The sequence below is a fragment of the Paenibacillus sp. FSL K6-4396 genome, from assembly GCF_038002525.1.
Lineage (GTDB): Bacteria > Bacillota > Bacilli > Paenibacillales > Paenibacillaceae > Paenibacillus > Paenibacillus amylolyticus_B.
In genome coordinates this window covers 3,562,546-3,584,695 of record NZ_JBBOCR010000001.1, presented here as the reverse complement: position 1 = coordinate 3,584,695, position 22,150 = coordinate 3,562,546, and the positions used below count along the sequence as shown (strand labels likewise).

Sequence of the window (22,150 nt, the reverse complement as noted above, 5' to 3'; positions counted from 1 at the left end):
CAAGATATCCTCCTCTGGAAACTGAGATGTATACTACTTCTTTATGATGTCATTCCTGGACAACTTTATTCTGCATGTATAGGTAATAAGAGAATTAGGCAAGCATATAAGACAATATATAGAGAATTCAGAAGCTAATTGGCAGGACCCAGATTAATCAAGCTGACATCGGACAAAGAGACAGTTGTGTTACCATCTTCTGCGCCATCGATGTTACCCAGATCAAATGAGATGCGAGTATTCGCATAGCTGGCTTCTGTTGCATCAAATGTAAACGTGAATTCCTGTTCTTCTGGAGTCAAATCAACTCGTGCCCCAAAGAAACCATGCCATTCATAGTTGGCAGCGGCATCGACCCATCCAACCCCCAAACCCAATTTCCTGGACTTCTCCGCTTTGGCTTTAAACGTTAATTTATATTTAAAACCTTGCTGTATGCCAAATCCTTCATTGATGACTTGACGATCCCATGGGTTCTGTCCAGCATTACCAATCTTGGCATGAAGCTGTTGATTGCTAACTTCCATCTCCAGATCAGCTGCATTACCATCCGCGTAGGTAAACCAGCTGTCTTTACCTTTGGAGAAGTCTCCATTGGGAATAAGGTTAACATGAGCTGGCTGACCTCCTTGATCTGCATTTGGATTAACTTCATATAACTGGACGTTATTGATGTGAATCGAGTGTTCACCTGTAGAGAGCGGATATCCTAATCCAAACGCAAGCATAGCTGCCGAATCGGAGGTATCCCCCATAGTGAAGGTGTAAGTATACGACTTTTGATCCGCAGTTAATTCCACTTCTTCTTCAAAATACTTCACAAAATCGCCTGCATTCTGAGAAAGAACCGCTTGCATGGATTTAGGACCTGAAGCAGATGCCTCGAAGGTAAGTCGGTACGTTTTGTTTGCATCCAGTTTGATCTGACCTTGTTGCAACAATGCATCCCACCAATGTTCACTTGTACCAGGCAAGTTAATCGTTAATCCTTCGCCCTCTTCATGTGAAGCTGTCAGATCATTAGGAATTAGCTCCCAATGATTCAGATCTGTTGCAAGCTGGCTGTTTTGAACTTTGTTTAGTGAGATATCCACCCAACGTGTATTATAATTTGCTCCTTCAAAATTCACATAATAGGATTTTCCTGCTGTCAAGTTGACCCCTAGGAAATACACCGTTTCGTATGTTTGCCATCCCCCCGTGTCTCCGAGATTCAGTTCGGATTGAGCAACGATTGTACCTTGTTCATCCTGAATGCTGAACCGTACTTCAGAATCACTTTTCCCACTGGCCATTCGGGCAGACAGTACATATTCCCCCTCTTGGGCCACATCAATTTTATATTGCAACAGATCTCCCTGATCCATGTAACTGACATGTTTTCCTCCTTCGACGGAATCCTCCAGTTGCAAACCTTGCATCATCCAGGCTTCGGTTGCAGGTACATGTGCGTAGCCATTCACGGACAGAGGTTTTCCGCGTTTCGTCAGACGAACATTGTCTACATATACCTTGCCTTTAGAACTGCCAAATAACAGTCTTAGTTCGGATTGTGCGATTGATGCTCCATCTCCAATGTTGATTTCTCCAGTGAATGTTTTCATGTCTTGGTTTAAGGAGAGGTTTTGTCCTTGATGAACCTGTACCGTATGACCATTACTGCTGACAACATCAATGTCGAGGCTTCGCGGTGTGTCTGCCTTGGCATCTAAGGAGAAACCATACGTTGTATTCGCTTCCAGCTTCAAATCCGGTTGGTTCACCGAAACTTGCTGTGGGTCACCATTCGTTTGAGTAACATCAACAACTAGCTGACGCTCCATAATCGGGAATTTCGAAAAGTTATTTACACTTATATTGGCTGCGGCCCTGTCCTGAATGCTGCTTGACCAGAATCCCAGACGCTCCTTGCCCTGATCGAATGTGCCATTGTAAATAAAGTTGCCATCAGGTAGTGCGTTTCGTTCGACAGTTAACGGATCAGCCTCACCCACCTCGATCAGTCTGACATTGGCAAACCAAACGGTTGTATCATCCAGCCCCAGATTAAATTCGAATCTGGCATTGTTATCCGTGCCATCCCGCATATTGAAGGTATAGTCATAGGATTGCCAATCTGTCGTGAGTGCAAAGGTGTTATCACCCGAATAATTGGTCCAACTTTTTTCAAATTGGTTCAGTTTGGACATGATTGTACGGTTAGCAGATGCTTTCGCATCAAATTGTATCTTGTACTTTTTGTTTTTCTTGATGTACATCGGCATCTGAGTCAGTTGAACCGAGTAGTTTTCAGTTCCTGATGCATCAATGGTAACTTCTGCTGCTTTACCTTTCTGCTCATCCGTTACAACTTTGACACTGCCAGCTCCATCAGCATTTGTGATGAATTTCCACTGAAGAGGCACTCCATTGTCTGCAGACCCTTCCGAAAAACGATCATTGTAGATTTGATTGCCATCGGCTTGTGGTTCACGTTGTTGTGAAGGCTCGATGGGATTTGTTGTTACATCAGGCCATGTGTCTAGATTTTTGTAAGAATATACTCGCACAAAATCAACATTCATCTTTTCGGAAGTGAAGTTGCTTTCAGGTGAGCCCGGCCAGTCTCCTCCAACTGCCAGATTCAGAATCAGATAGAACGGACGATCAAATGGTGCAGGGAACGTATAGTACTCGGGTTGGCCCGCAGCCTTCGTTTGCCAGTTGGTCACTTCATGATGCAGCTTTCCATCCACATAGAAACGAATCATACCCGGCAACCATTCCACCTGGAAATCATGATAATCGTCAGCGAAAGTTTCTCCCTTCGGAAGAGTAAGGCTTCCCTGATCGTGTCCATGGGAACCGTCAGGCTTCACACTGTCATAATGCAATGTGCTATATACCTTGTTATTACTCTCTTTGCCACCAATTAGCTCCATAATATCGATTTCTCCAGAGGCAGGCCATCCACCATAATGTGCTTCATCCGTTGGCATCATCCATATGGCAGGCCACATGCCCTTTTCAATAGGAAGCTTTGCACGTACAACTACTTTACCGTAGGTCCAGTCTCCTTTTCCCATAGAGATCAGTTTGCCAGAGCTGTAATCCTTACCATTTTTCGGACCCTTTTTTGCTTCAATTTGCAACACGCTTCGATTCTGATCTTTCGTAATGCGAGTGTTATCCGGGCTGTAATATTGCATTTCATTGTTATAAACGAGTCCTGTATCCTGCACGGTCCATTTGGAAGAATCAATCGCGGACCCGTTGAACTCATCATTCCAGACCAGCTCCCATTGATCATGCGGAATCGTTGTTGCAGGAACCGGTTTTTCGCCCGCCGGATTGCTTGGTGTTGATGGTGTAGACGGTGATTGTCCGTCTGGAGAAGATGGTGTGGGTGTGCTTGTCACATTTGTTGAACCACCAGGCTGCGATGAAGCAGGTTGTTGGCCTTCACCCAACATGGATCTGCGCAATCCTTGTTTTACTTTCTCTCCGTTGATAACAACGTCACTCGCGTCTACACTCAATTTGTTGATCGTACCTTTGGTATCCATTCGAGTCTGACTCGCTTCTGCATGGATATTCATGGAATCAATCAGGCTGTTTGAAGAGATCTCCAGAATGGATCTCTGCATTACATGCATCTCCTGAATGTTGCTTTCTTCCGTAATGGCAACTCTGACGGGCTCCCCACGTTTGTCAACGACTACTCGATTCAGCTTGGAGTTGTTAATGTTGATGGAATGACTTCCTCCGCCTTTAATGATGACACTTCCTGTGACAGTTACGCCCTGAAGAACAACAGATCCCTCGTCAATGCCTTCTGCCAGCAGCAGATTTCCATTAACAATCATATTTTTTAACGTGACATCCGTTGAATTAATAATCAAGTTGCCATCCACCCGGGACTCATAAATACCAGGAGCACTTTTCACATCTGCAATCATCTCCGACAACATTGCTGCCGTCTCTGCTCGGGTAATCGGGGATTTGGGATTTAATTTACCTTGGAAACCTTTAAGAATATTTTCGTTCACCATATAGGTAAGCGCTTTCTTTGCATAACTGGAAATATCATCTTCATCCTGAAATTTCAATTGTTCACTATCTTCATTTGTAGCCGCTGAAAGTTGAAAAGCTCGATCTACCATAACCGCTGCATCTTGGCGTGTAATCGGTTGTTGTGGTGACAGATGATCACGATCTGTTCCTTCGATGATGCCAGAACCATTCGCTCGTACCATCACGTCATAGTACCAATCGTCTGAAGTCACATCCACATATGAACGAGTCGCCGCATTACCAGTGAAACCAAAGGCTCGATCCAGAATCATCACGAATTCAGCTCGGCTAATGACCTGACTGGGCTTGAATGTACCGTCAGTATAACCTTTCAATAGATTCAAATCTTGCAACCGTGTAACTGCAGATTGTGACCAATGCCCGGTCAGGTCTCTATAGGGAACAGAGAAGTGCAGGCTTTTCGCCTGCACATTTCCCACCTCCGCTTGACCCTGTACACTTTCTGCTCCAACAGTTGCTGGATAAACGAGAGAAGCCATTAAACTCCATGCCACCATACATGCCAGTCCTTTTCTCATCCTTCTTCCTCCCTCAGCTCAGTTATCCTTGCATTTGCATAGCCTATTCCTTGACTGCTCCAATAACGATCCCCTTAACGAAGAAACGTTGTAAAAACGGGTATACCATCAGGATCGGAAGCGCGCCGATAAAGATCTGTGCTGCGCGTACGGTTCGCTGCGAGATATTTTCCAACATGGAAGGATCAACGTTGATTTTGCTGAGATCTTGCTGAACGATAATCGTCTGTAATAGAGATGCAAGCGGATAATTTTTAATATCAGACATATAGATCATACCGTCGAACCAGGAGTTCCACTGATACACCATCGTAAATAAGGACAAGGTTGCGATAGCTGGAAGCGACAGTGGTACGTAGACCAGAATCAACGTTTTGATATGACCTGCTCCATCCAAGTAAGCTGCTTCTTCAAGTTCTTTGGGCAGTCCGCGGAAGAAGTTCATCATAAGAATAACGTTCCACACGGACAGTGCTCCAGGCAGAATAAGTGCCCAGATTGTATTCATCAAGCCAAGCTTCTGGATCAGAATGTAACTTGGAATCAAACCGCCGCTGAACAAAATGGTAAATACGAAAAACCACGTATATAAGGAGCGACCTTTAAAACTGATATCTTCCTTCGACAACGGAAATGCGGTTAAGAGCATGATGACCATACCAATGATCGTCGCAATTACAGTCCGTTTAAGTGATACGATCAAGGAGTTAATGAAGTTTGAATTCCCGAATGTTTTCACGTATGCGTCGGTAGTGAACCCGATGGGCCAGAAGGTAACCAGGTTTGATGATGCTGGCGCCATACTGCTGAATGAAACAGCCAATATATGAATAATTGGTAAAATGCAGAGTATCGATAATATCCCAAGAAAAGTATAGTTAGCGATGCTGAATATGCGGTATCCTTTTGTTTTATAATACAAGCCCTTTTCTCCTCTCTAGAAAACTCGATAATTAGCTAGTTTGTAAGCCATTCTGTAAGATATAACAATCAAAATGGTAGCAACCACAGATTTGAACAACCCTACTGCTGTGGCAAAACTCATCTTCCCGTTCAGAATCCCAAGTCGATATACAAAGGTGTCAATGATGTCGCCTTTGTCATACACAAGCGGATTGTACAAGTTGAACACCTGATCAAAACCGGCGTTCAAGATGTTGCCGATAGAGAGCGTCATCAATACAATTGTGATCGGCATCAATGCCGGAATCGTAATGTGCAGCGTCTGTTTAAATCGGTTGGCCCCATCCACCTCGGCAGCCTCGTAGAGTGCAGGATTAATTCCTGAGAGAGAAGCCAGAAATACAATCGTACCAAAACCAAATTCTTTCCACACATCACTGAGGATCAGCGTTATTCGGAACCATGTACCGTCCCCCAGGAAGAAGATCGGTTCTCCTCCAAAGGCTACGACAAGCTGGTTGACCATGCCGCCCTGAGGAGACAGGATATCGAGCAGAATACCACCGAGAATAACCCAAGATAGGAAATGCGGTAGATACACAAGCGTTTGACTTACTCTCTTGAATGCCGTCAAGCGCACTTCATTGAGCAAAATGGCAAACAGGAATGGAGCGAACAGTCCTGCGATGATTTTGAAAAATGCAATGACCAGTGTATTCCAGATCACCTGACCTACGTCTGGATATAAAAATAAATATCGGAAATTGTCCCAACCCACCCATTTGGATTCAGAAAATCCCAAGTATGGCTTGAAATCCTGAAAAGCAATTACAATGCCGCCCATCGGTATGTACTGAAACACCAGTGCCAGCAATACAGCTGGAATGAGCATCATATGCAAGGTCCAATTCCGTTGCATATTCCAGCGCTGTTTAACCCTGGTGGAGCGCCGTTTATGCGGCGTTTCTAACGTATGTTCCTTCACTCCTGCATCCCCCATGTTCTAAATTTTGTATTTTACAAGTCATCGTGAACTTGTATATTAAAATTATAGCAATGGAAATTTGTGATCTATATCCTAATATTGCAACAACGATATCAATATTTTAATAAGATTAAGGAGGTTGGACTTTGTTCACACGTTTGAATGTCTTTACCAAAATTACACTGTTGTTTGTGATGCTGCTTATTCTGGTGCTGTTTCTCTATACATACTCGAACCGGGAAAGCGTGCGTGTTATCGAACACGAGATTCAGAACAATACGATGAATCATCTATCGACATTTGCTGATTCAGTAGAATCCAACATTTACCAATTGTCATTGTATGGGATGTCTATTGGGCAAGATTCGAGTATTCAGGAATATCAACGCCCCGACTATAAGGACGTTCCCTATGAACGTGTGAAAGTTGGAAGTGCTATTCTGGAAAAGATGAATCTGTACAACGCAGCAAGCAAATGGCATTCGACCATCACACTCTACTTCCCAAGGATGCAAAAAGTGATATCAACGGATTATTATGCTTACATTCCTTACAGGGATGATGAATTTAAGGAGCCTCTCTCGCAATCCTGGACCTATGCCGACAATCAGTTTATCTGGTACACTACCGATCCAACGACAGCGATGGCGAGACCTGGCAAAGCCAGATTGATTACCAAAATCAGTTTTCCAGTTCATCACTTAACTGCACTTCTTAATCAAAACAAGTTAAATAATAAAGGTGATCCATTCATGTTCCATCCCGATTATGGTTTAATCAGTAATAGCTCTGGAAAGGAAACGCTGAATGCCATACTGCCCTCTTTGAAAGGAGCAAAACTGCAAGCCAGTGGTGGATTCACCACAACGTTAAACAAAACGGAATATTACGTCTCCTATATTCAATCCAAGAGCCTCGGCTGGTATTATGTTGACTACGTGCCTATGCAGCAAATTTTGAAACCGATTACGAGCAGCCGGAATCTCTTTTACGCTTCAATTGCCGTTCTGATCGTGATGAGCGTTGTTGTATTATATACACTCTACCGAAGTGTGCAGCTTCCACTCTTACAGTTGGTGAAAGGGACGAATCGCTTGTCCACCGGGGATTTTTCCGTTCGGCTTCATCATTCTGCACGCAATGAGTTCAGCTTGTTATTTGCACGTTTCAACATCATGGCTCAACGAATTCAAGAATTAATCGAGAATGTATATGAGGAGAAATTACGAAGTCGGGAAGCCACGCTCAAACAGTTACAGTCGCAGATTAATCCGCATTTTCTATATAACTGCCTGTTCTATATCAAGAACATGGCCCGAATGAAAAATGAAAAGGCCGTGGTAGCCATGGCACTGAATCTGGGGGAGTATTACCGATACATAACCAGGTCCGAAAAGGATCAAGCCACGCTTCGTGAAGAGCTGACGATGGTCAAAAATTATTTGGAAATCCAGTCACTTCGTCTGGAACGAATGCATTTTACAATCGACGTGCCCCATGATATTTTAGATAAAACAGTTCCCAGACTAACCCTCCAGCCTATTATTGAGAACGCTATTATTCATGGTCTGGAGCCCAAATCGGTAGATGGTGAGATTAAAATCTATGCGGACTGCGAGGATGATGTGTACACAATTATCGTGGAGGACAGCGGGCTTGGCATGTCTGAGAAACAACTTGATCATCTGAGAGATAATCTTCTTAAACCGCTGGATGAGAATATGGGATGTGGTACATGGAATGTCCATCAACGTTTGTCTTTTCTATATGGTGAAGGATCTGGACTATCTTATGATCATTCTTCAATGGGTGGGATTAAAGTTAACATCACATGGCACGACAATACAGACAAGTAGGTGAACGACCCATGCTGCAAATATTACTAGTTGACGATGAACGTTCCGTCGTGGAAACGCTGGCAGAGACCATTCCGTGGGAAAGCTGCGGTATCGGTACAGTTCATGAAGCCTTATCCGGTGCAGTAGCGCTGGAAATTATGGACAACCACGACATTGACATTGTAATTACGGATATACGTATGCCCGAAATGTCAGGCATTGCACTGATTACAGCGATTCATGAAAAGTGGCCGCATGTGCAGACGATTCTGTTATCAGGTCACGCCGACTTTGAATATGCGAAACAGGCTATTGCTCAGGAAAGCTTTGATTACTTGCTGAAACCTGTTAGCGATGAAGATCTGATCGAATCCGTGCAACGTCTTGTTCATCGAATTAAAGAAAAGTGGGAAACGGCAGCATCTCATCAAAGAGCCTTACACGCCTTTCAGGATCATCTGCCATTGCTTCAATCCACGATGCTGCATGAGTTGCTGACTGGAAAAGTCTATGATCAGAAGACGCTGGCAGACAAGCTTGATCTGCTGGAGCTTCCCTACTCCGTAGGAGAAGATCTCGGCATGCTGATTATCCGTATGGAGAAACATCTATCCGATATGGCACACGGCGACCTGGCCCTAATGGAATATGCGATATGTAATATCATAAGTGAAGTGATGCATAATCATTTTCATATCTGGCATACACGTGACGTGCACGATTACATTGTTGTTCTAGTTAGCATGAAGCATTCAACAACGATGAGTTACAGCAGGAGCGAGACGCCTCAGACATTGCTTGAGCAGTATGCTGCCCAGATTCAAACCAATGTTCAGTTATACCTGAAAGGTGCTATCTCCATTTCCGTCTCCAGTTGGGGCAAGTTCCCCCACGAAATTGGAGAACTCTATGAGCGAACGGTTATGTCCATGCGTAAACGGATGGGTCAGGTGCAAGGTTTGTTTGTCACCGCTTCCGATGAAACGGATGCCAACCCTCTACATACGATCAGGTCGCTGTATCAGCCACCAACGTTGATTAGCCTGCTCGAAGCTGGTCGCTTTGAGGATGTGGAACAGAAAATCGGGCACATATTTGAGGAACTATTGCATTCCAATGAACATCATGATATTGCGGAGTCAACCTTCGAGGTGTATTTTGCTATTGCGGGTGCGTTTGCGTACATCATTCATAAAAATGGCAAACAAATCTCTTCTTTGATTCCAGCAGAGTCCTATCGTTACTTTCAAGCTCCCAGCTATTCCACTGCGCAGCAGCTACAGGACTGGTCCGTACGTACACTTCATTACATACGAGATGATGCCGAACAAGAGCTCAGAGACAATCACAGCACCATTGTACGTAGCGTCAAGAGTTTCGTAGACCTTCATCTGGCGGGAGATGTATCGCTGCCTGCCATTGCCGACCATGTGCATCTGCATCCAGTATACTTGTCCAAGGTATATAAGGCGGAGACCGGTGAAGCACTTACTGCCTATGTATACCGATTAAGGATGGAGAAAGCAGCCTATCATTTGCGAACGTCAACTGCCAAGGTATTTGAAATTGCTGAACTTGTCGGTTACAACAATACCGCATATTTTATTCGAGTTTTCAAGAAATTTTATGATCTTACACCGCAGGAATATCGGGAAAATCTGCCGGTTTAAGATACTCAGGCCAGACTTGAGTTTCTAGTAATCTCTCCGGTTTCCCCTTCTCCATATCAAATACAAAAAGGCATTGCCGGAGATCTACTCCTGCAATGCCTTTTTGGTGCTTATGTGGCCGCGATGAATCAATTCAGCCAGCCCTGCGTCATCCTATTCTCCGCTTTTCACGGAATCATACCACTCGTTAACTTCTTTCGTGATCTGATCTCCACCTGAAGACTTCCACTTCTCAACAAATGAGTCGAACGCATCAACAGAGGTTTTGCCATATACAATTTGAGAGAAGGTATCCTTCTCCATCTTGGTCAAAATGTCATTGTTCATCTGCATCGTCATTGAAGGTGCACCAGTAAACATTTGATTGAACACGATATCCTTTTGATCCAAAACAATCTTGGCTGCATCAAGCATAGGTGTCGGTACACCTGATTTGATTTTTTTCTCAAATGGCGTTGTTGGTTCTTCACCACTTGCCAGCTTCGCGAGTGTTGTCATACTCAGATTCGGAATTCGCGCTCCATCAAAAGTCAAAGTGTACTTCTCGGGAGCATAACCACCTGTAAGACTTGCATCGGTTGATGGTTTCCCATCTACCATAACCCAATCGTATCCTTCCGCAAATCCATGCTCAAACTCATCGCCCTCTTTAGGATTCGCATAATGATCAAAGAGATAGTTCTGATAGGTGAAAAAGGCTTCCGGATTTTTCATATCTTTGTTAATTAGAACTACGCCGTTTCCGTTCGACGTACCGTGTCTTCCTGCTTGACCGTTTGGACCGGAAGGAATGGGATACGCCTTGTATTCAGCCTCAGGATTGTTTTTCTTCACATCCTCCAGCGGCCAGGATGGCATCCAGTGAGGACCTACCACAATACCTGCTTTTCCGGCAGTAAATTCTTCAGCAGCTTTTGTCTCGTCATACACACCGGCTTCTTCCGGGATATAACCTTTGCTCATCCAGCTCTGTAATTTGGCCAAAGCCTGTTTTGCACCAGGTGTAACGGAACCGTATTCAAGTTTTCCGTCTGCCGTCAGATTCCATTGGTTTGGCATTGTACCATAAGCGCCAAATACCCACCCAGCTTCAGACATCCATGTGTTCAGCCAGTTCTTAAAGCCAATGGTGAGTCCGTAAGTGTCCTGCTTCCCATTGCCATCCGGATCTTGATTCGTAAACGTTTCCATAATGACTTCAAGATCATCTATCGTTTTAGGTGCTTCCAGATTAAATTTCTTCATCCAGTCTTCGCGGATCCACATGACAGGATCACCATTATAGGAATAGTCCAGGATCGGAATACCGATCTTTTTGCCATCTTGCATGTATGGATACCATACGGAAGGATCTTCGTTTACGGCTGCTTTCCATGTGTCGCTGGCATATTTGTCAAACAACTCGCCAGCATCGACAAATTTTCCGGACTCAATCAATTCACGCACCAGATTGAATTCGCCGCGATACGAAATAATGTCTGGCATGTCCGCATTGGAAGCAAGCGATAGACGTAGTTTCGTCTCAAATGCATTATTGGTAGAAGGAGATATCCACTGGTTTTTCAACTCAATCCCGAGTTTCTCCTTGGCCCATTTTGTATGGACGTTGTTATCCTGATCCTCGCCTGACTTAAACTTCACGTCTGGACCCCATGGTCGTAAATACGTAATGGATACTGGTGGATCATACTTCCCATTTTTGAGTTCCAACGTTGTCGCTGGTGTACTCGATTCTGTTTTCTTGTCGCTCCCGTTACTACACCCGCTCAAGGCTGCAGATAGGGCCAATACACCGATCATGACCAAACTGCCTACTCGTCTCTTTTTACTTGTGTCCAACTTCGTTCCCCCAGTCTATGTAATGTTGCTTACAGGTTAATCATAATGAATGTTTGATATTTATGCCCATACTAATATTGCAACATTTATTGCATTAATTTAGGATATTGGATATTGAATACATATATTGAATAAATACAATGCCTGAATATAGAAAAAAGCAGCCGCTAACGGCTGCTTCAGTCTGCTTAATTGCTCGTATATTTAACCCAATCGTACTCAGCATAGAGCGGATTGGCCCCGTTATAAGGACCAAGCCAGCTATCTACTCCTGTTCCATTCCAGAGGTTCATCATGATTTTTCCAGGTGTTTTAGGAATATTGCTGGTTGCCGTATGCTTCAATACACCATCAACATACCATTTGATATGTCCCGGCTGCCAGTCAAATGCATACGTATGGAAGCCCTGGGATGCATCAAAACCTAGATTGATAACCTTCTCATGATTACCAACGCCATTGGTATAATAATTAAACTGCACTTTGGTTGTGTCTTTTCCTAAAAATTCGATATCAATCTCATCCCATTGGGTGCCATGTGCAGGGCCTGTGTATGTGAAAAAAGACGATACTACACCTGTGTTCTTGGCAGGTTTCATACTGACTTCATACAAGCCGTATCCATACGTATTTGTGGTACGATACTCTCCGCAATCAAACTTGTTCTGTGCAGAGCTGGTCAAACCAAGCTTAAGCTTGCCGTCACTTGTAAAATTAACATTGTTAGCCCTCCACGTACAGTTAAACATGCTCCCATTGGAATACCCATCCGCTTTTTGCCACGTACTTGCGTTAAAATAGGTTAGAGGTTCCCAGAAAACATAACCCGCGAAAGCGCTTACCGAAAAAAACAAAGAGATGACACCAGTTACCGCCAAAGTATACCAAGACTTCCTTTTCATCATACACCTCCATGAATGATTCCAACATGTACAAGCAGTATAACAATAGATAACGCTTACATGGTTGGTATTTCCATTTTATCTGGAAGTATAGTGGTACACTATAGCAAACTTCAAAGCAGAGATATTCAATTTTTAAGATCCTCGTTCTTGTATCCAATCATGTCATGTTAAGACTATGCCGGTTTCATAAACGTAAGATGGATTGAATGAAGCGCCTGCCCTTCAGCGTAGAAGGAGTCAGGCGCTCCATGAAAACCATTTTTACATATATCTCAACATGTTTGTTAATTTATTCATCCTAAAAGGGTCTATTTCGCACCAGCTCGTACCAAAATTTCTTCAATTTCCTTAAAGCCTTTATTCTTTGCATGACTGAGTGGTGATACCCCATCACGATCCGGTATGTTCACGTCTGCTCCATGATCAATGAGTAATTGTATCGTCTCCTGCTGCTGAGCATTGCCATCGTTAAGAATGATCGCTTCGAGTAATGCTGTCCATCCCAATTGATTCACATGGTCCACATCCACCGAAGTTTGAGTCAGTAATTCTTGTACTACATCCACATATCCATGCTCCGAAGCTGGAATAAGTGCTGTCCCTCCATATCGATTCGTTATCGTTGGGTCCGCTCCGGCCTCGATTGTCAGCTTCAAAATATCCAAGTATCCTTCAGCGCCAGCATACAGAAACGGGGTGTTTTTCATATCGTCCTGTATATTCACGTCTGCCCCCGCTTCAATTAACACTTTAGCCGATGTTGGGTCATTATTGTAAGTTGCAATCATTGTAGCGGTTCGGCCAGTCTGATCTTGAGCATTGATATTGGCGCCTGCTTGAACCATTTGTTCGATGCGTTCAGTATCGCTGTCCTCTACTGCCTTGAACAGCTGTTCATCTGCTGAAGTCATGGCCTTTACCTCTACGTTAGAGTCGTTTCTCATTTCAGGCACGCAGCCCTGGACGATCAACATACTGCTTATCAGGACAACGATGATCAGCGATTTACTCATACTGCCTCCTTTACTCCAGTGTCAAGGTGACCGAAGAAGCGATACTCCAATCCCCAACTGGGTTTATTGTATACGTAGTACCCGGAGTCAACTTCCCATCATTCGTTAGGTCGAATACACCCGTCGCACCTTTTCGACTTGAATATTTATAAGTGGCTGTCAGAACATCCCCGCTAGGTGAAGTTAACGTTACACTTCGACCAGAGAACAGTTCATCCCCAGGGTCCTGGTCAAGCGTAACTTCAATGGAGGTTTCGCTCACTGCTTGAGCACTTGCAACCACTAGTGCATCAAACGATTTCGCCGTAAAAGAAGCTTTTTCGATGTTGGCCCAATCCGAAGAAACCGTATATGTGACACCTGTTTTCAGCGTTTGTCCTTCAGGCAAACGGAACTTCGGTTCTTGTTTGCCATCTGTGGATTGCGTGAACGGAACATATCTGGCAACGATAGGCTCGCCACCTTCTGGCGTAATTACAACTTGTCTTGCCTGCATGGAAGAGATAATTTGAACCGTTTTGCCTCCTGCTTTCTCTTGATCATTCAGCACAAATGCATTAGCTCCTCGACCTCCGCTGTAAGCCGAAATGATGTAACCATAATCCACTACACCGTTCACTTGCAGTGCTTCGATCTCGAATGTATCATTCGTTACTTGACTAGCCGTTGTCATGTTTATTTTCGTGGCACTGCCTTCAAAGGAACCAGCGTCTTGGCCTTTGTAAGTCAGGTTGTACACTTCATCAGCATCTTGTACGGACGTTGGAACGATGTAAGTCGCAATCGACCCTGTTTTCAAACGGGGCATATTGGTTAACGTCAGCCCACCACTAAATGCAAAGTCCGTTTGCGCCTTGGCAAAAGCTTCATTCGTTGCTGTCAGCGGCTTGTCGAATGTGACAATTAACGTAATGGCGTTCAGCGATCTAACGCTCTTGATTTGAGCTTGCTCCGAAGGAATAGCTTGGTGTGCGGTTTGCAACAACACTGCTGTTTCGCCACGCGTTGCCGAACCGTTCTCGGAGTAAAACTCGCTCATCCAATGGTGAACGGACTTTACATCACGTTGCATCGCTTTGGATACGACCTGTTCGAGTTCAGCATCCGACACTTGAGTCTGCGGATTGAATTGTCCATCGTTAGCTTGCATGATGCCGAGTTCAATAAGCTTTGACGCATATGGCGCATACCATGCATTGGGATTGACATCCATTAATTCTACGGTTTCTCCCGTCTTGCTCTCCAAATGAAATGTTTTGAAAACCAATGAAGCTAACTCCGCACGGGTAATCGCTCGATGTTCACCCATAGATTGATCTGCATATCCGTTCATGATCCCCAAGCTATTCAGATCCTTGATAGCAGCTTCGATCTGTTGTCGGGTAAGCTGTGCGGTTGTTGCCGCAATGTTAGTGACGTATGTAGCTGCATGTACTTGATTCGCAGTTAACGGGAACACTGCTGTACCTAATGCAGTTATGGTTAGAAATGTAGCGATTTTGCGGGTTGTAGAATTCATAGTTGAATTCCTCCTCTATAGGTTGTAGTTGCCTGTATCTATAGAATAGAGGACAAAAAGAAACTCCCAAGGATAAAGTTATTAACAAAATATAAACTGGCTCTAAATTTTCAGGAAACTTATGCAGTAAATCGGTAGCCTGCGCCCCAGACGGTCTCAATATACTCCGGATTTTTGGGGTCTGTCTCCAGCTTCCCACGCAGTTTGCGAATATGGACGGTTACCGTTGCAATATCTCCGGTGGAATCCATGCCCCAGATCCGCTCGAACAGATCAGATTTGCTGAATACACGATTGGGATGACTCGCAAGAAATACAAGTAACTCGAACTCCTTGGTTGTAATCGCCACCTCTTCTCCATTAACAAAAACGCGGCGTGATCCTTTGTCAATGTGAAGCCCTCGAATGTGGATTTCATCCTGCTCAGCTGGTTTGTTTTTGCCAAGAAGTCTCTCGTATCGGGTCAAATGAGCCTTTGCTCGTGCAACCAACTCACTTGGGCTGAACGGTTTTGTAATAAAATCATCCACTCCCAGATTGAACGTCCGGATCTTATCGATTTCTTCCTTTTTTGCGGAAACGACAAGGATGGGCACTTCCTTTACCTCTCGAATGCGCCTGCAACATTCGAAGCCGTCCAGTCCCGGAAGCATCAGATCAACAATGATCAGATTATAGTCTCCCTCCAGTGCCTGCTTCAGGCCAGCATCTCCAGTATGGCAGAGATCCACGGAAAATCCGTTGAGCTCAAAATAATCCCGTTCCAGTTCCGCAATCGTTGTTTCGTCTTCAATGATCAGAATGTTTGCCATTACTTATTAGTCCCTCTCTTCATTCAGCCGTTTCAGTTTGATATATATGCTCGTGCCATCATTGGGCTGGCTTTTAGCCCAGATGAAGCCCCCATGTCCATCAATGATTTGGCGGGCAATTGCCAGCCCGAGCCCACTTCCGCCCGTTGAGGAGTTCCGGGATTGTTCTGCACGATAGAAGCGTTCAAATATATAAGGCAATGCCTCTTCAGGTATTCCCCTCCCATTATCTTTAAACGCCATCGTAATCCATTTCTCATCGGCTTGAAGTGTAATCTCGAATCGTTTATGTTCATTCTCCATGTATTTGAGTGCATTATCCACCACATTAACAACGGTACGTTTTAACTTCTCCGGATCCACAGCAGCCATAGCGGGACCAGACACCTGGTTATTCCAATCCAGGGCAACACCTTTATCCTCCAAATCGTATCTCAGCTCTTCAATGCTATCTTCAAGGAAATCAGCGAGATCAACTGTTTTAAACAGGAAAGGTTCTTGGTTCAAATCGAGCTTTGAATACAAAAACAGTTCATCCACCAGCTTATCCATGCTAACTGCTTTGGAGTGAATGATATTAACATAACTCTCCATTTTCTCCGGAGTATTAGCCACTCCGTCACGAATGCCCTCAATATAACCTTTGATATTGGTAATCGGCGTACGGAGATCATGCGAAATGTTGGAGATAAGCTCTTTGCGGTTCACTTCGTCCTGCTGACGTAACGCATAAGAGCGCTGCAATTGATTCCGCATGCTCTCAAACGCTTCGCTGAGTTGACCAACCTCGTCATTGGAGTTTAGCTGAAGTTTAAAGGATAGATTGCCATCCTTAATATGTTCGGCTGAACTTCGTAGTTGATTCAATGGCTTAATGAAGCTGCGCGTGATCCAGCGGAACAAGAGCAAATTTGCAATGATGAGGACGCCAATAAGCAGGAATGACATCACAGGCAGCAGCTTGCGAGTAAGCTCCGCAAAGGGGCTTCTCTCGCGAATGACAAAGATACTCCCCCGTTCCCCATCTGAATATTGAAAATCAAATTTTGCATACGCGTAGAATCGCTCACCAATATTAAAGGTGCTTCGAATCTGATAATTGTTAAGATCGTAGGCAGGCAGAGCTTGTTTCAGTTCCGGCTGGTTGAAGGTCAGCGATTCAAAGATCTGACTATTCTCCCGTCTGATGTAGAGCCCTGACTTCTCAGCTCGAAGCTTCATATCGTATTCACGTAGCAAAACCTTGTTTTGCAGGTCGTCCGGGTCATTTTTGGCCAGAAACTTCATCTCTTGAAAGATCGATTCTCCCTGTTCAGTCAGGGGGTTGATCTGATAATGTACCTTGTAAATATCGCGGAAACTCTGTAGATCCCCTGTAGCCGCAATCGTATACAGACTTGCCGTAAGCAGGATGAACAGCAGACTTATAACAAGCATGCCCGTGAAGGACAGCAGCAATTTTATTCGAATTGACATGGGTTCCCCTTCTCAAACAAGCCATTGGATTAGTTAGTGCACATGTTAACACAAGATGGATTCTATTGCCCATATGTAAAAAGAGCTTTCTTTTTCATTATATATGTTGACAGTGATAATCGTTATCAATAATGTTGGAATAAGGTACACAACGATTTATCTTAGAATGACCAGCAAACACTTTTGAAATGAGGTACGTAATGTGAATGTAGACGTTAATCAGTTAGCAGCGCATTTTGCACACATTCCTTTTCAAGTCGAAGGAGTATATCGATATGCTAGAAATCCAGGGGTTCCCCAGGCTGACTATACCGATTCTTTTCCTGGATTTGTATTTCCTCTTACAGGAAAGATTCAATTCCAATTTGATGGTACGCCCTATATCTTTTCACCAGGAAAAGTTGTACACGGGGGCGCGAAAATGAAACTGGATCAAACCGTTTTTCATAGAACGGACTGGGAATACATCCTCGTTTTATACCGGATATGTAGTTCGGACCTCAAGGAGACAAGCTTTTCCCATCAGCATTTTGAATTATCAACGGGTCAATCCCCACGTCTGATCGAATTAATCACGCGTCTTTGGCATGTGTATAATCAGCACGGAGGTATTTCAAAGTTTCAGACCGAGATGCTGTTTCGCGATGTACTGAATGAGACCTTAATATGTGTTGATCATAGGCAAAATAGTTGTGAATCAGATGTTTTATTCGAACGGGTCTCTACCTATATCCAAGAATACTATGATCAAAGTCTGACTGTCGCATCGTTGGCAGAACAAAATAACGTTAATCGAAATCGACTTTCCTACGTGTTTAGAAGACATGCAGGTATGGGTCCAGCAGAATATGTATTGAAATATCGTATAAACATGGCACAGCAAATGTTATTGGCAAGTGATGCGTCTGTACAACAGATTGCTGAGACCGTTGGCATTGCTGACCCCTTTTATTTTAGCAGAGTGTTTAAGAAACAATATGGTATTTCTCCTAGTGAATATCGTCTGAAGTTCATCAATAATCCATCCTGATTTCAATAGGTATCCATGTTATACAAAAGCCTAGATCAGTATACTGAACATAGAGGATTAATACACAGGAGGAATGACAATGCACTATCAAGCGATTCAATTAAATGAGGAATTTTCGAAATTAAACGATCTTTGGTCTCCGAAACTCATTGGTGAAATGAATGACTATCAATTTAAGATCGTTAAGATTGCTGGAGATTTTGAGTGGCATGTTCATGAGGAGACAGATAAGTTATTTTTTGTGCTCGAAGGGGAAATGATAATTGATTTTCGTGATGGGCAAGTGAAGATTTCCAAGGGCGAGATGTATATTGTCCCTAAGGGAGTCGAGATCAAGCCTTCCTCCGAAAAGGAATGTCATATCATGTTGATGGAGCCTGGAAGCGAAGTAAACACTGGCGGGACTAAGGCCGAATAAGCGTCAGTTATTGGGACCAGGATGTCAATTTGCAGACGGAGAGCCGATAACCGCGTAATAGGGGTTATCGGCTCTCCGTCTGTACGGCTAGCTTTTTGACATGCATTAATTGACATGCATTAATCAGCAATCTCTCGGTTATGTCACTTGTTGCTGGTCTTCTTGATCAATTCCACACCATTGTATGCCAGGCTTTCCACACTTGCTGCCTTCTGCAGTATGTAATGATCAAAAAAGTTCTTCGCATAGTCTGTAACAAGATTTCGCATCTCCATAGCATCCCGTTCACCTCTGAGTTCCTCATTAACACTGGTAAACACGATGTCACAGTAATCCAAATGTGCAACACGATCAACTGAGATATAATAGGTTTCCATGCTATTGTTAGCGCCAATAACCGCATTCATATTATAGTTAGGTTCACAAAACAGTAACAAAAAGGGTTTCTTAAGATCGCTATCAAGAAGTCCAAACGCACCGCTATCCAAGCCAATCCCGCAGGCGAACCTGTCGTCATCCCGGCAAACCATTGCCGTGGTGGGCCCTCCATAAGAATGTCCGACTATACCCATGCCGATGTCAAGCAGCAATCTGCCTTTAAAGATGGAATTCAGCTCTCCAGAGTCCAGTTTGTAAAGATAATCGGCTACATACCTTACATCTTTTGCCTGTGATTCACTATACTCTGTTATCTTGGAAAGTATCGGTAGTGCAAGCACGTTACGGCACATCTCAAAGGCAGTTTCATCGTCAGGACGCATCTCCATCTTGCCAGCCAACGCCAGCATCTCCGGATCTTCACCAAACGCTGTAATAACATCCGAAAAATCCTTGGATACATTGAACAAGCGCCCATCTTTACGTTTATACATCGTGCTATTCTGATGGCCGATGCTTACCACAACATACCCCATGCTTGCCAAGTCTGTACAGAGCACTGTACCCCATTCTGGAGAACCGCCTCCACCACAAACATAGAATAACACTGGATAGCGCTTTTCCTTCCCGGAGACAGCAAGGTCATCGTAACACTGGGTCTTGATATCTATAGAGAAAACATCCTTCAACGCAGTGACAAGTGGCTGTTCATTAAACATCTCGTAGACTTCAGGAAACATGTACGTTGATGTAGTCTTACCTTCGCTACTGTCGGACGGATAATACACAAAAGCGGTCAGTTCTCTTTTGGAGTAATCTGATGCAGTGTACTCAAAATCCATCTGGGTTCGACCGACAGTATAGCCGCCAATTGGTTCTGGAAATGCGTCATAGTTTTTCATTTTCTTTCCCCCTTGAGATCACTAACCATTTCAGAATATTTATGATCCTCAAGCAGCCCATGACCCATAAATTCAGCAAAGTACTTGCTGATCTTATGTTGCAGCTCAGAGTCCTTAATATCGAATTCTCTAAAAAACAAGATTAAATTAAGCTGCATTGACTCAAACATAAAAGAAATCAGGTCGTCGTCAACATCTGGTCGGAGATATCCATCAACCCTCATTCGGCGTAAAATGTCCTTGATCATGGGGAATGACTCGCCCTTTAACACATTCACATATACTTTCAGCAAAATGTCCTCAGGAATATATGAAAATGTTTTAGTGAGTTTGATTTCCAACTCATTCAATGGCTCGGTCACCATACCATTAACGTTACCAAATAAGCCAGTAAGGAAATAGCTGTAAAGGGAATCTTCATTACTGTTATTAAAATATGCAGCTCTTTTCTGGGTTACATTACGTATTAAGTGACAATAAAGGTCATCTTTGTCTTCAAAATACCGATAAAATGTTCCGGGGTGCATGGACAAACTATCCAAAACCATCTTCATAGTTATATCCTCGTAAAGATTATCAACAAAAAGAAGCATAGCGCTACTCGATATTTCCTCGCGCCTTGTTTCATCTAAACGAAAGAACGAATTTTTTGGCATAGGCTACTCCTTAATGTATAGTGTGAACTGATTCACACTATACTGATAATACATTCACAAGTCAACTAGTCTTGAAAGATTAATATCATTATAAAAATTTAAAACCACTGTATTTAGATTTACAAAAAGATATTTTAACTACTTTTGATTGTGAAAAGATTCGTAAGAAATATGCAAGAGCAGCTGATCACTCGGATCAGATGTCTATTCAACGAGAAAGGATTTCAAGCACTTTACCACTTCCATCTTCAATAATACGTATACTGTTGTCATCGATGAGTTGAATGGTACTATCTGAATTCAAAATTTCCTGCTGGCCCGTTACCCCGTGAGCAATGGATTTGCGAATCAGACCTTTATTTTTGAATACCAACGTGTAAAGGTCGTAATCTTCCGTTTTTCGATTAGTGTGTTCAATGATGACAATAAGTAGATTTTGGGGACTCCTCTTAAAATTTATCTTAAGATCATGAGTGTTCACATTCATGTCCTTGATCCCTAAGGGAATCGAACTCTTTTGTCCAGTAGAAGCATTCGTAATCTCAAGATCTCCTTTTGCAGTGCGAATGACATAGGTGTAACCCATGTTGCTGCCATAAAAAGTATCGGTATAATTGCTCAATCCAGTCACGGTTACCTTTTTCGTTTTCATATCTTGATGAGTCACTTCCCCGTCCAAAGCAGATGCAAGAAATCCTATGGGTACATAAAGGTGACTAATATACCACACCGGTTCTCTGCCCATATCTACTTTTTGACCATCCACTTCGGCAATGCTGCTTCCCAAGTGCACAACAATTTGCTTCTGACTGTTCTTCAGTACGGCCGTATTATCATCTTCCATCCCCCACTCTAGGCCTGCCTTAATACCCAGTGAGAAAAAACTTCCGTAAGTGACTCCATCCTTGATTAACGTCTGAACATGGTTAATACGACCGTCTGCCCACTGAATTTCCAAATCAACATATTTGGATGCTGCTTCAGATTTTTGAGGCCCCAATGGTAATAACACCGACATCACTAATGCAACGACAACTACTTTTTTCAATTGCTTCATTCTCACAGCGACTCACCCACTTCATGTAATTTTTAATCTTACAATAATAACGTTAGATTCCAATAAAAGTTTGATCAGCTTGAAACAGGAATTGGGTCCCTGATAACAAAAAAAAAAGCCGCTAAAATAGCGACTTTTAATGGTACTATGTTTTTGT

General features: G+C 43.4%; 16 protein-coding genes. 4 read left to right on the top strand and 12 right to left on the bottom strand.

Going from position 1 to position 22,150, the window contains the following annotated elements; genetic code table 11:
- Positions 1-134: 134 nt before the first annotated feature.
- The 3 genes from MHB85_RS15530 to MHB85_RS15520 are packed head-to-tail and all read right to left on the bottom strand — an operon-like array spanning position 135 to position 6,480.
- Positions 135-4,592, bottom strand: a complete 4,458-nt coding sequence (locus MHB85_RS15530) for a carbohydrate binding domain-containing protein (protein WP_341073188.1) — start codon at positions 4,590-4,592, stop codon at positions 135-137.
- 43 nt (positions 4,593-4,635) lie between these two features.
- Complete coding sequence (locus tag MHB85_RS15525) at positions 4,636-5,514, bottom strand: carbohydrate ABC transporter permease (RefSeq protein ID WP_017688354.1); 879 nt, start codon at positions 5,512-5,514, stop codon at positions 4,636-4,638.
- Between the two features lie 15 nt (positions 5,515-5,529).
- The gene (locus tag MHB85_RS15520) at positions 5,530-6,480 is read right to left on the bottom strand and encodes an ABC transporter permease (protein WP_017688355.1); all 951 of its coding nucleotides are present in this window, start codon (positions 6,478-6,480) and stop codon (positions 5,530-5,532) included.
- Between the two features lie 146 nt (positions 6,481-6,626).
- Between MHB85_RS15520 and MHB85_RS15515 the strand changes: the two genes are divergently transcribed.
- Together MHB85_RS15515 and MHB85_RS15510 are read left to right on the top strand one after the other, a co-directional pair.
- A complete protein-coding gene (locus tag MHB85_RS15515; RefSeq protein WP_210108196.1) occupies positions 6,627-8,336 on the top strand; it encodes a sensor histidine kinase in 1,710 nt (569 codons plus the stop codon).
- On the top strand, positions 8,312-9,988 hold the full coding sequence (locus MHB85_RS15510; protein WP_258170169.1) for a response regulator: 1,677 nt from the start codon (positions 8,312-8,314) through the stop codon (positions 9,986-9,988). Before MHB85_RS15515 ends, MHB85_RS15510 begins: the two co-directional genes overlap by 25 nt.
- A gap of 153 nt (positions 9,989-10,141) precedes the next feature.
- Here the strand turns inward: MHB85_RS15510 and MHB85_RS15505 are convergent, their stop codons facing one another.
- From MHB85_RS15505 to MHB85_RS15480, 6 genes are all read right to left on the bottom strand, one after another.
- The gene (locus MHB85_RS15505) at positions 10,142-11,788 is read right to left on the bottom strand and encodes an extracellular solute-binding protein (RefSeq protein ID WP_411736421.1); all 1,647 of its coding nucleotides are present in this window, start codon (positions 11,786-11,788) and stop codon (positions 10,142-10,144) included.
- Between the two features lie 227 nt (positions 11,789-12,015).
- On the bottom strand, positions 12,016-12,729 hold the full coding sequence (gene bglS / locus MHB85_RS15500; protein WP_105598802.1) for a beta-glucanase: 714 nt from the start codon (positions 12,727-12,729) through the stop codon (positions 12,016-12,018).
- Positions 12,730-13,040: 311 nt separating this feature from the next.
- The gene (locus MHB85_RS15495) at positions 13,041-13,745 is read right to left on the bottom strand and encodes an ankyrin repeat domain-containing protein (protein ID WP_192131510.1); all 705 of its coding nucleotides are present in this window, start codon (positions 13,743-13,745) and stop codon (positions 13,041-13,043) included.
- Positions 13,746-13,755: 10 nt separating this feature from the next.
- Positions 13,756-15,264 carry an S-layer homology domain-containing protein gene (locus tag MHB85_RS15490; RefSeq protein WP_341073185.1) on the bottom strand — a complete coding sequence of 503 codons (1,509 nt, stop codon included), beginning with the start codon at positions 15,262-15,264 and terminating at the stop codon, positions 13,756-13,758.
- Between the two features lie 119 nt (positions 15,265-15,383).
- Positions 15,384-16,076, bottom strand: coding sequence for a response regulator transcription factor (locus MHB85_RS15485; RefSeq protein WP_192131514.1), 693 nt, complete (start codon positions 16,074-16,076; stop codon positions 15,384-15,386).
- Positions 16,077-16,082: 6 nt separating this feature from the next.
- On the bottom strand, positions 16,083-17,552 hold the full coding sequence (locus MHB85_RS15480; protein ID WP_091018954.1) for a sensor histidine kinase: 1,470 nt from the start codon (positions 17,550-17,552) through the stop codon (positions 16,083-16,085).
- 202 nt (positions 17,553-17,754) lie between these two features.
- Between MHB85_RS15480 and MHB85_RS15475 the strand changes: the two genes are divergently transcribed.
- Together MHB85_RS15475 and MHB85_RS15470 are read left to right on the top strand one after the other, a co-directional pair.
- A complete protein-coding gene (locus MHB85_RS15475; protein ID WP_192131516.1) occupies positions 17,755-18,582 on the top strand; it encodes a helix-turn-helix domain-containing protein in 828 nt (275 codons plus the stop codon).
- Between the two features lie 79 nt (positions 18,583-18,661).
- Positions 18,662-19,000 (top strand): cupin domain-containing protein, encoded by a 339-nt coding sequence (locus tag MHB85_RS15470; RefSeq protein ID WP_192131518.1) that lies wholly within the window; start codon positions 18,662-18,664, stop codon positions 18,998-19,000.
- A gap of 143 nt (positions 19,001-19,143) precedes the next feature.
- On the opposite strand, the gene MHB85_RS15465 is transcribed toward MHB85_RS15470, so the two are convergent.
- From MHB85_RS15465 to MHB85_RS15455, 3 genes are all read right to left on the bottom strand, one after another.
- The gene (locus tag MHB85_RS15465) at positions 19,144-20,280 is read right to left on the bottom strand and encodes an alpha/beta hydrolase (protein WP_091018959.1); all 1,137 of its coding nucleotides are present in this window, start codon (positions 20,278-20,280) and stop codon (positions 19,144-19,146) included.
- Positions 20,277-20,936 (bottom strand): TetR/AcrR family transcriptional regulator, encoded by a 660-nt coding sequence (locus MHB85_RS15460; protein ID WP_091018961.1) that lies wholly within the window; start codon positions 20,934-20,936, stop codon positions 20,277-20,279. The genes MHB85_RS15465 and MHB85_RS15460 overlap by 4 nt, the downstream gene beginning before the upstream one ends.
- A 208-nt stretch (positions 20,937-21,144) precedes the next feature.
- The gene (locus MHB85_RS15455; protein WP_256975270.1) at positions 21,145-21,993 is read right to left on the bottom strand and encodes a copper amine oxidase N-terminal domain-containing protein; all 849 of its coding nucleotides are present in this window, start codon (positions 21,991-21,993) and stop codon (positions 21,145-21,147) included.
- Positions 21,994-22,150 lie beyond the last annotated feature (157 nt).

Excerpts from the sequence above, each read along its gene's own strand:
- MHB85_RS15460 (WP_091018961.1), bottom strand. The coding sequence starts at position 20,936 with ATGCCAAAAAATTCGTTCTTTCGTTTAGATGAAACAAGGCGCGAGGAA.
- MHB85_RS15465 (WP_091018959.1), bottom strand. The coding sequence starts at position 20,280 with ATGAAAAACTATGACGCATTTCCAGAACCAATTGGCGGCTATACTGTC.
- MHB85_RS15530 (WP_341073188.1), bottom strand. The coding sequence starts at position 4,592 with ATGAGAAAAGGACTGGCATGTATGGTGGCATGGAGTTTAATGGCTTCT.
- MHB85_RS15485 (WP_192131514.1), bottom strand. The coding sequence starts at position 16,076 with ATGGCAAACATTCTGATCATTGAAGACGAAACAACGATTGCGGAACTG.
- MHB85_RS15470 (WP_192131518.1), top strand. The coding sequence starts at position 18,662 with ATGCACTATCAAGCGATTCAATTAAATGAGGAATTTTCGAAATTAAAC.
- MHB85_RS15455 (WP_256975270.1), bottom strand. The coding sequence starts at position 21,993 with ATGAAGCAATTGAAAAAAGTAGTTGTCGTTGCATTAGTGATGTCGGTG.
- MHB85_RS15505 (WP_411736421.1), bottom strand. The coding sequence starts at position 11,788 with ATGATCGGTGTATTGGCCCTATCTGCAGCCTTGAGCGGGTGTAGTAAC.
- MHB85_RS15490 (WP_341073185.1), bottom strand. The coding sequence starts at position 15,264 with ATGAATTCTACAACCCGCAAAATCGCTACATTTCTAACCATAACTGCA.
- MHB85_RS15495 (WP_192131510.1), bottom strand. The coding sequence starts at position 13,745 with ATGAGTAAATCGCTGATCATCGTTGTCCTGATAAGCAGTATGTTGATC.
- MHB85_RS15510 (WP_258170169.1), top strand. The coding sequence starts at position 8,312 with ATGGCACGACAATACAGACAAGTAGGTGAACGACCCATGCTGCAAATA.
- MHB85_RS15480 (WP_091018954.1), bottom strand. The coding sequence starts at position 17,552 with ATGTCAATTCGAATAAAATTGCTGCTGTCCTTCACGGGCATGCTTGTT.
- bglS (WP_105598802.1), bottom strand. The coding sequence starts at position 12,729 with ATGAAAAGGAAGTCTTGGTATACTTTGGCGGTAACTGGTGTCATCTCT.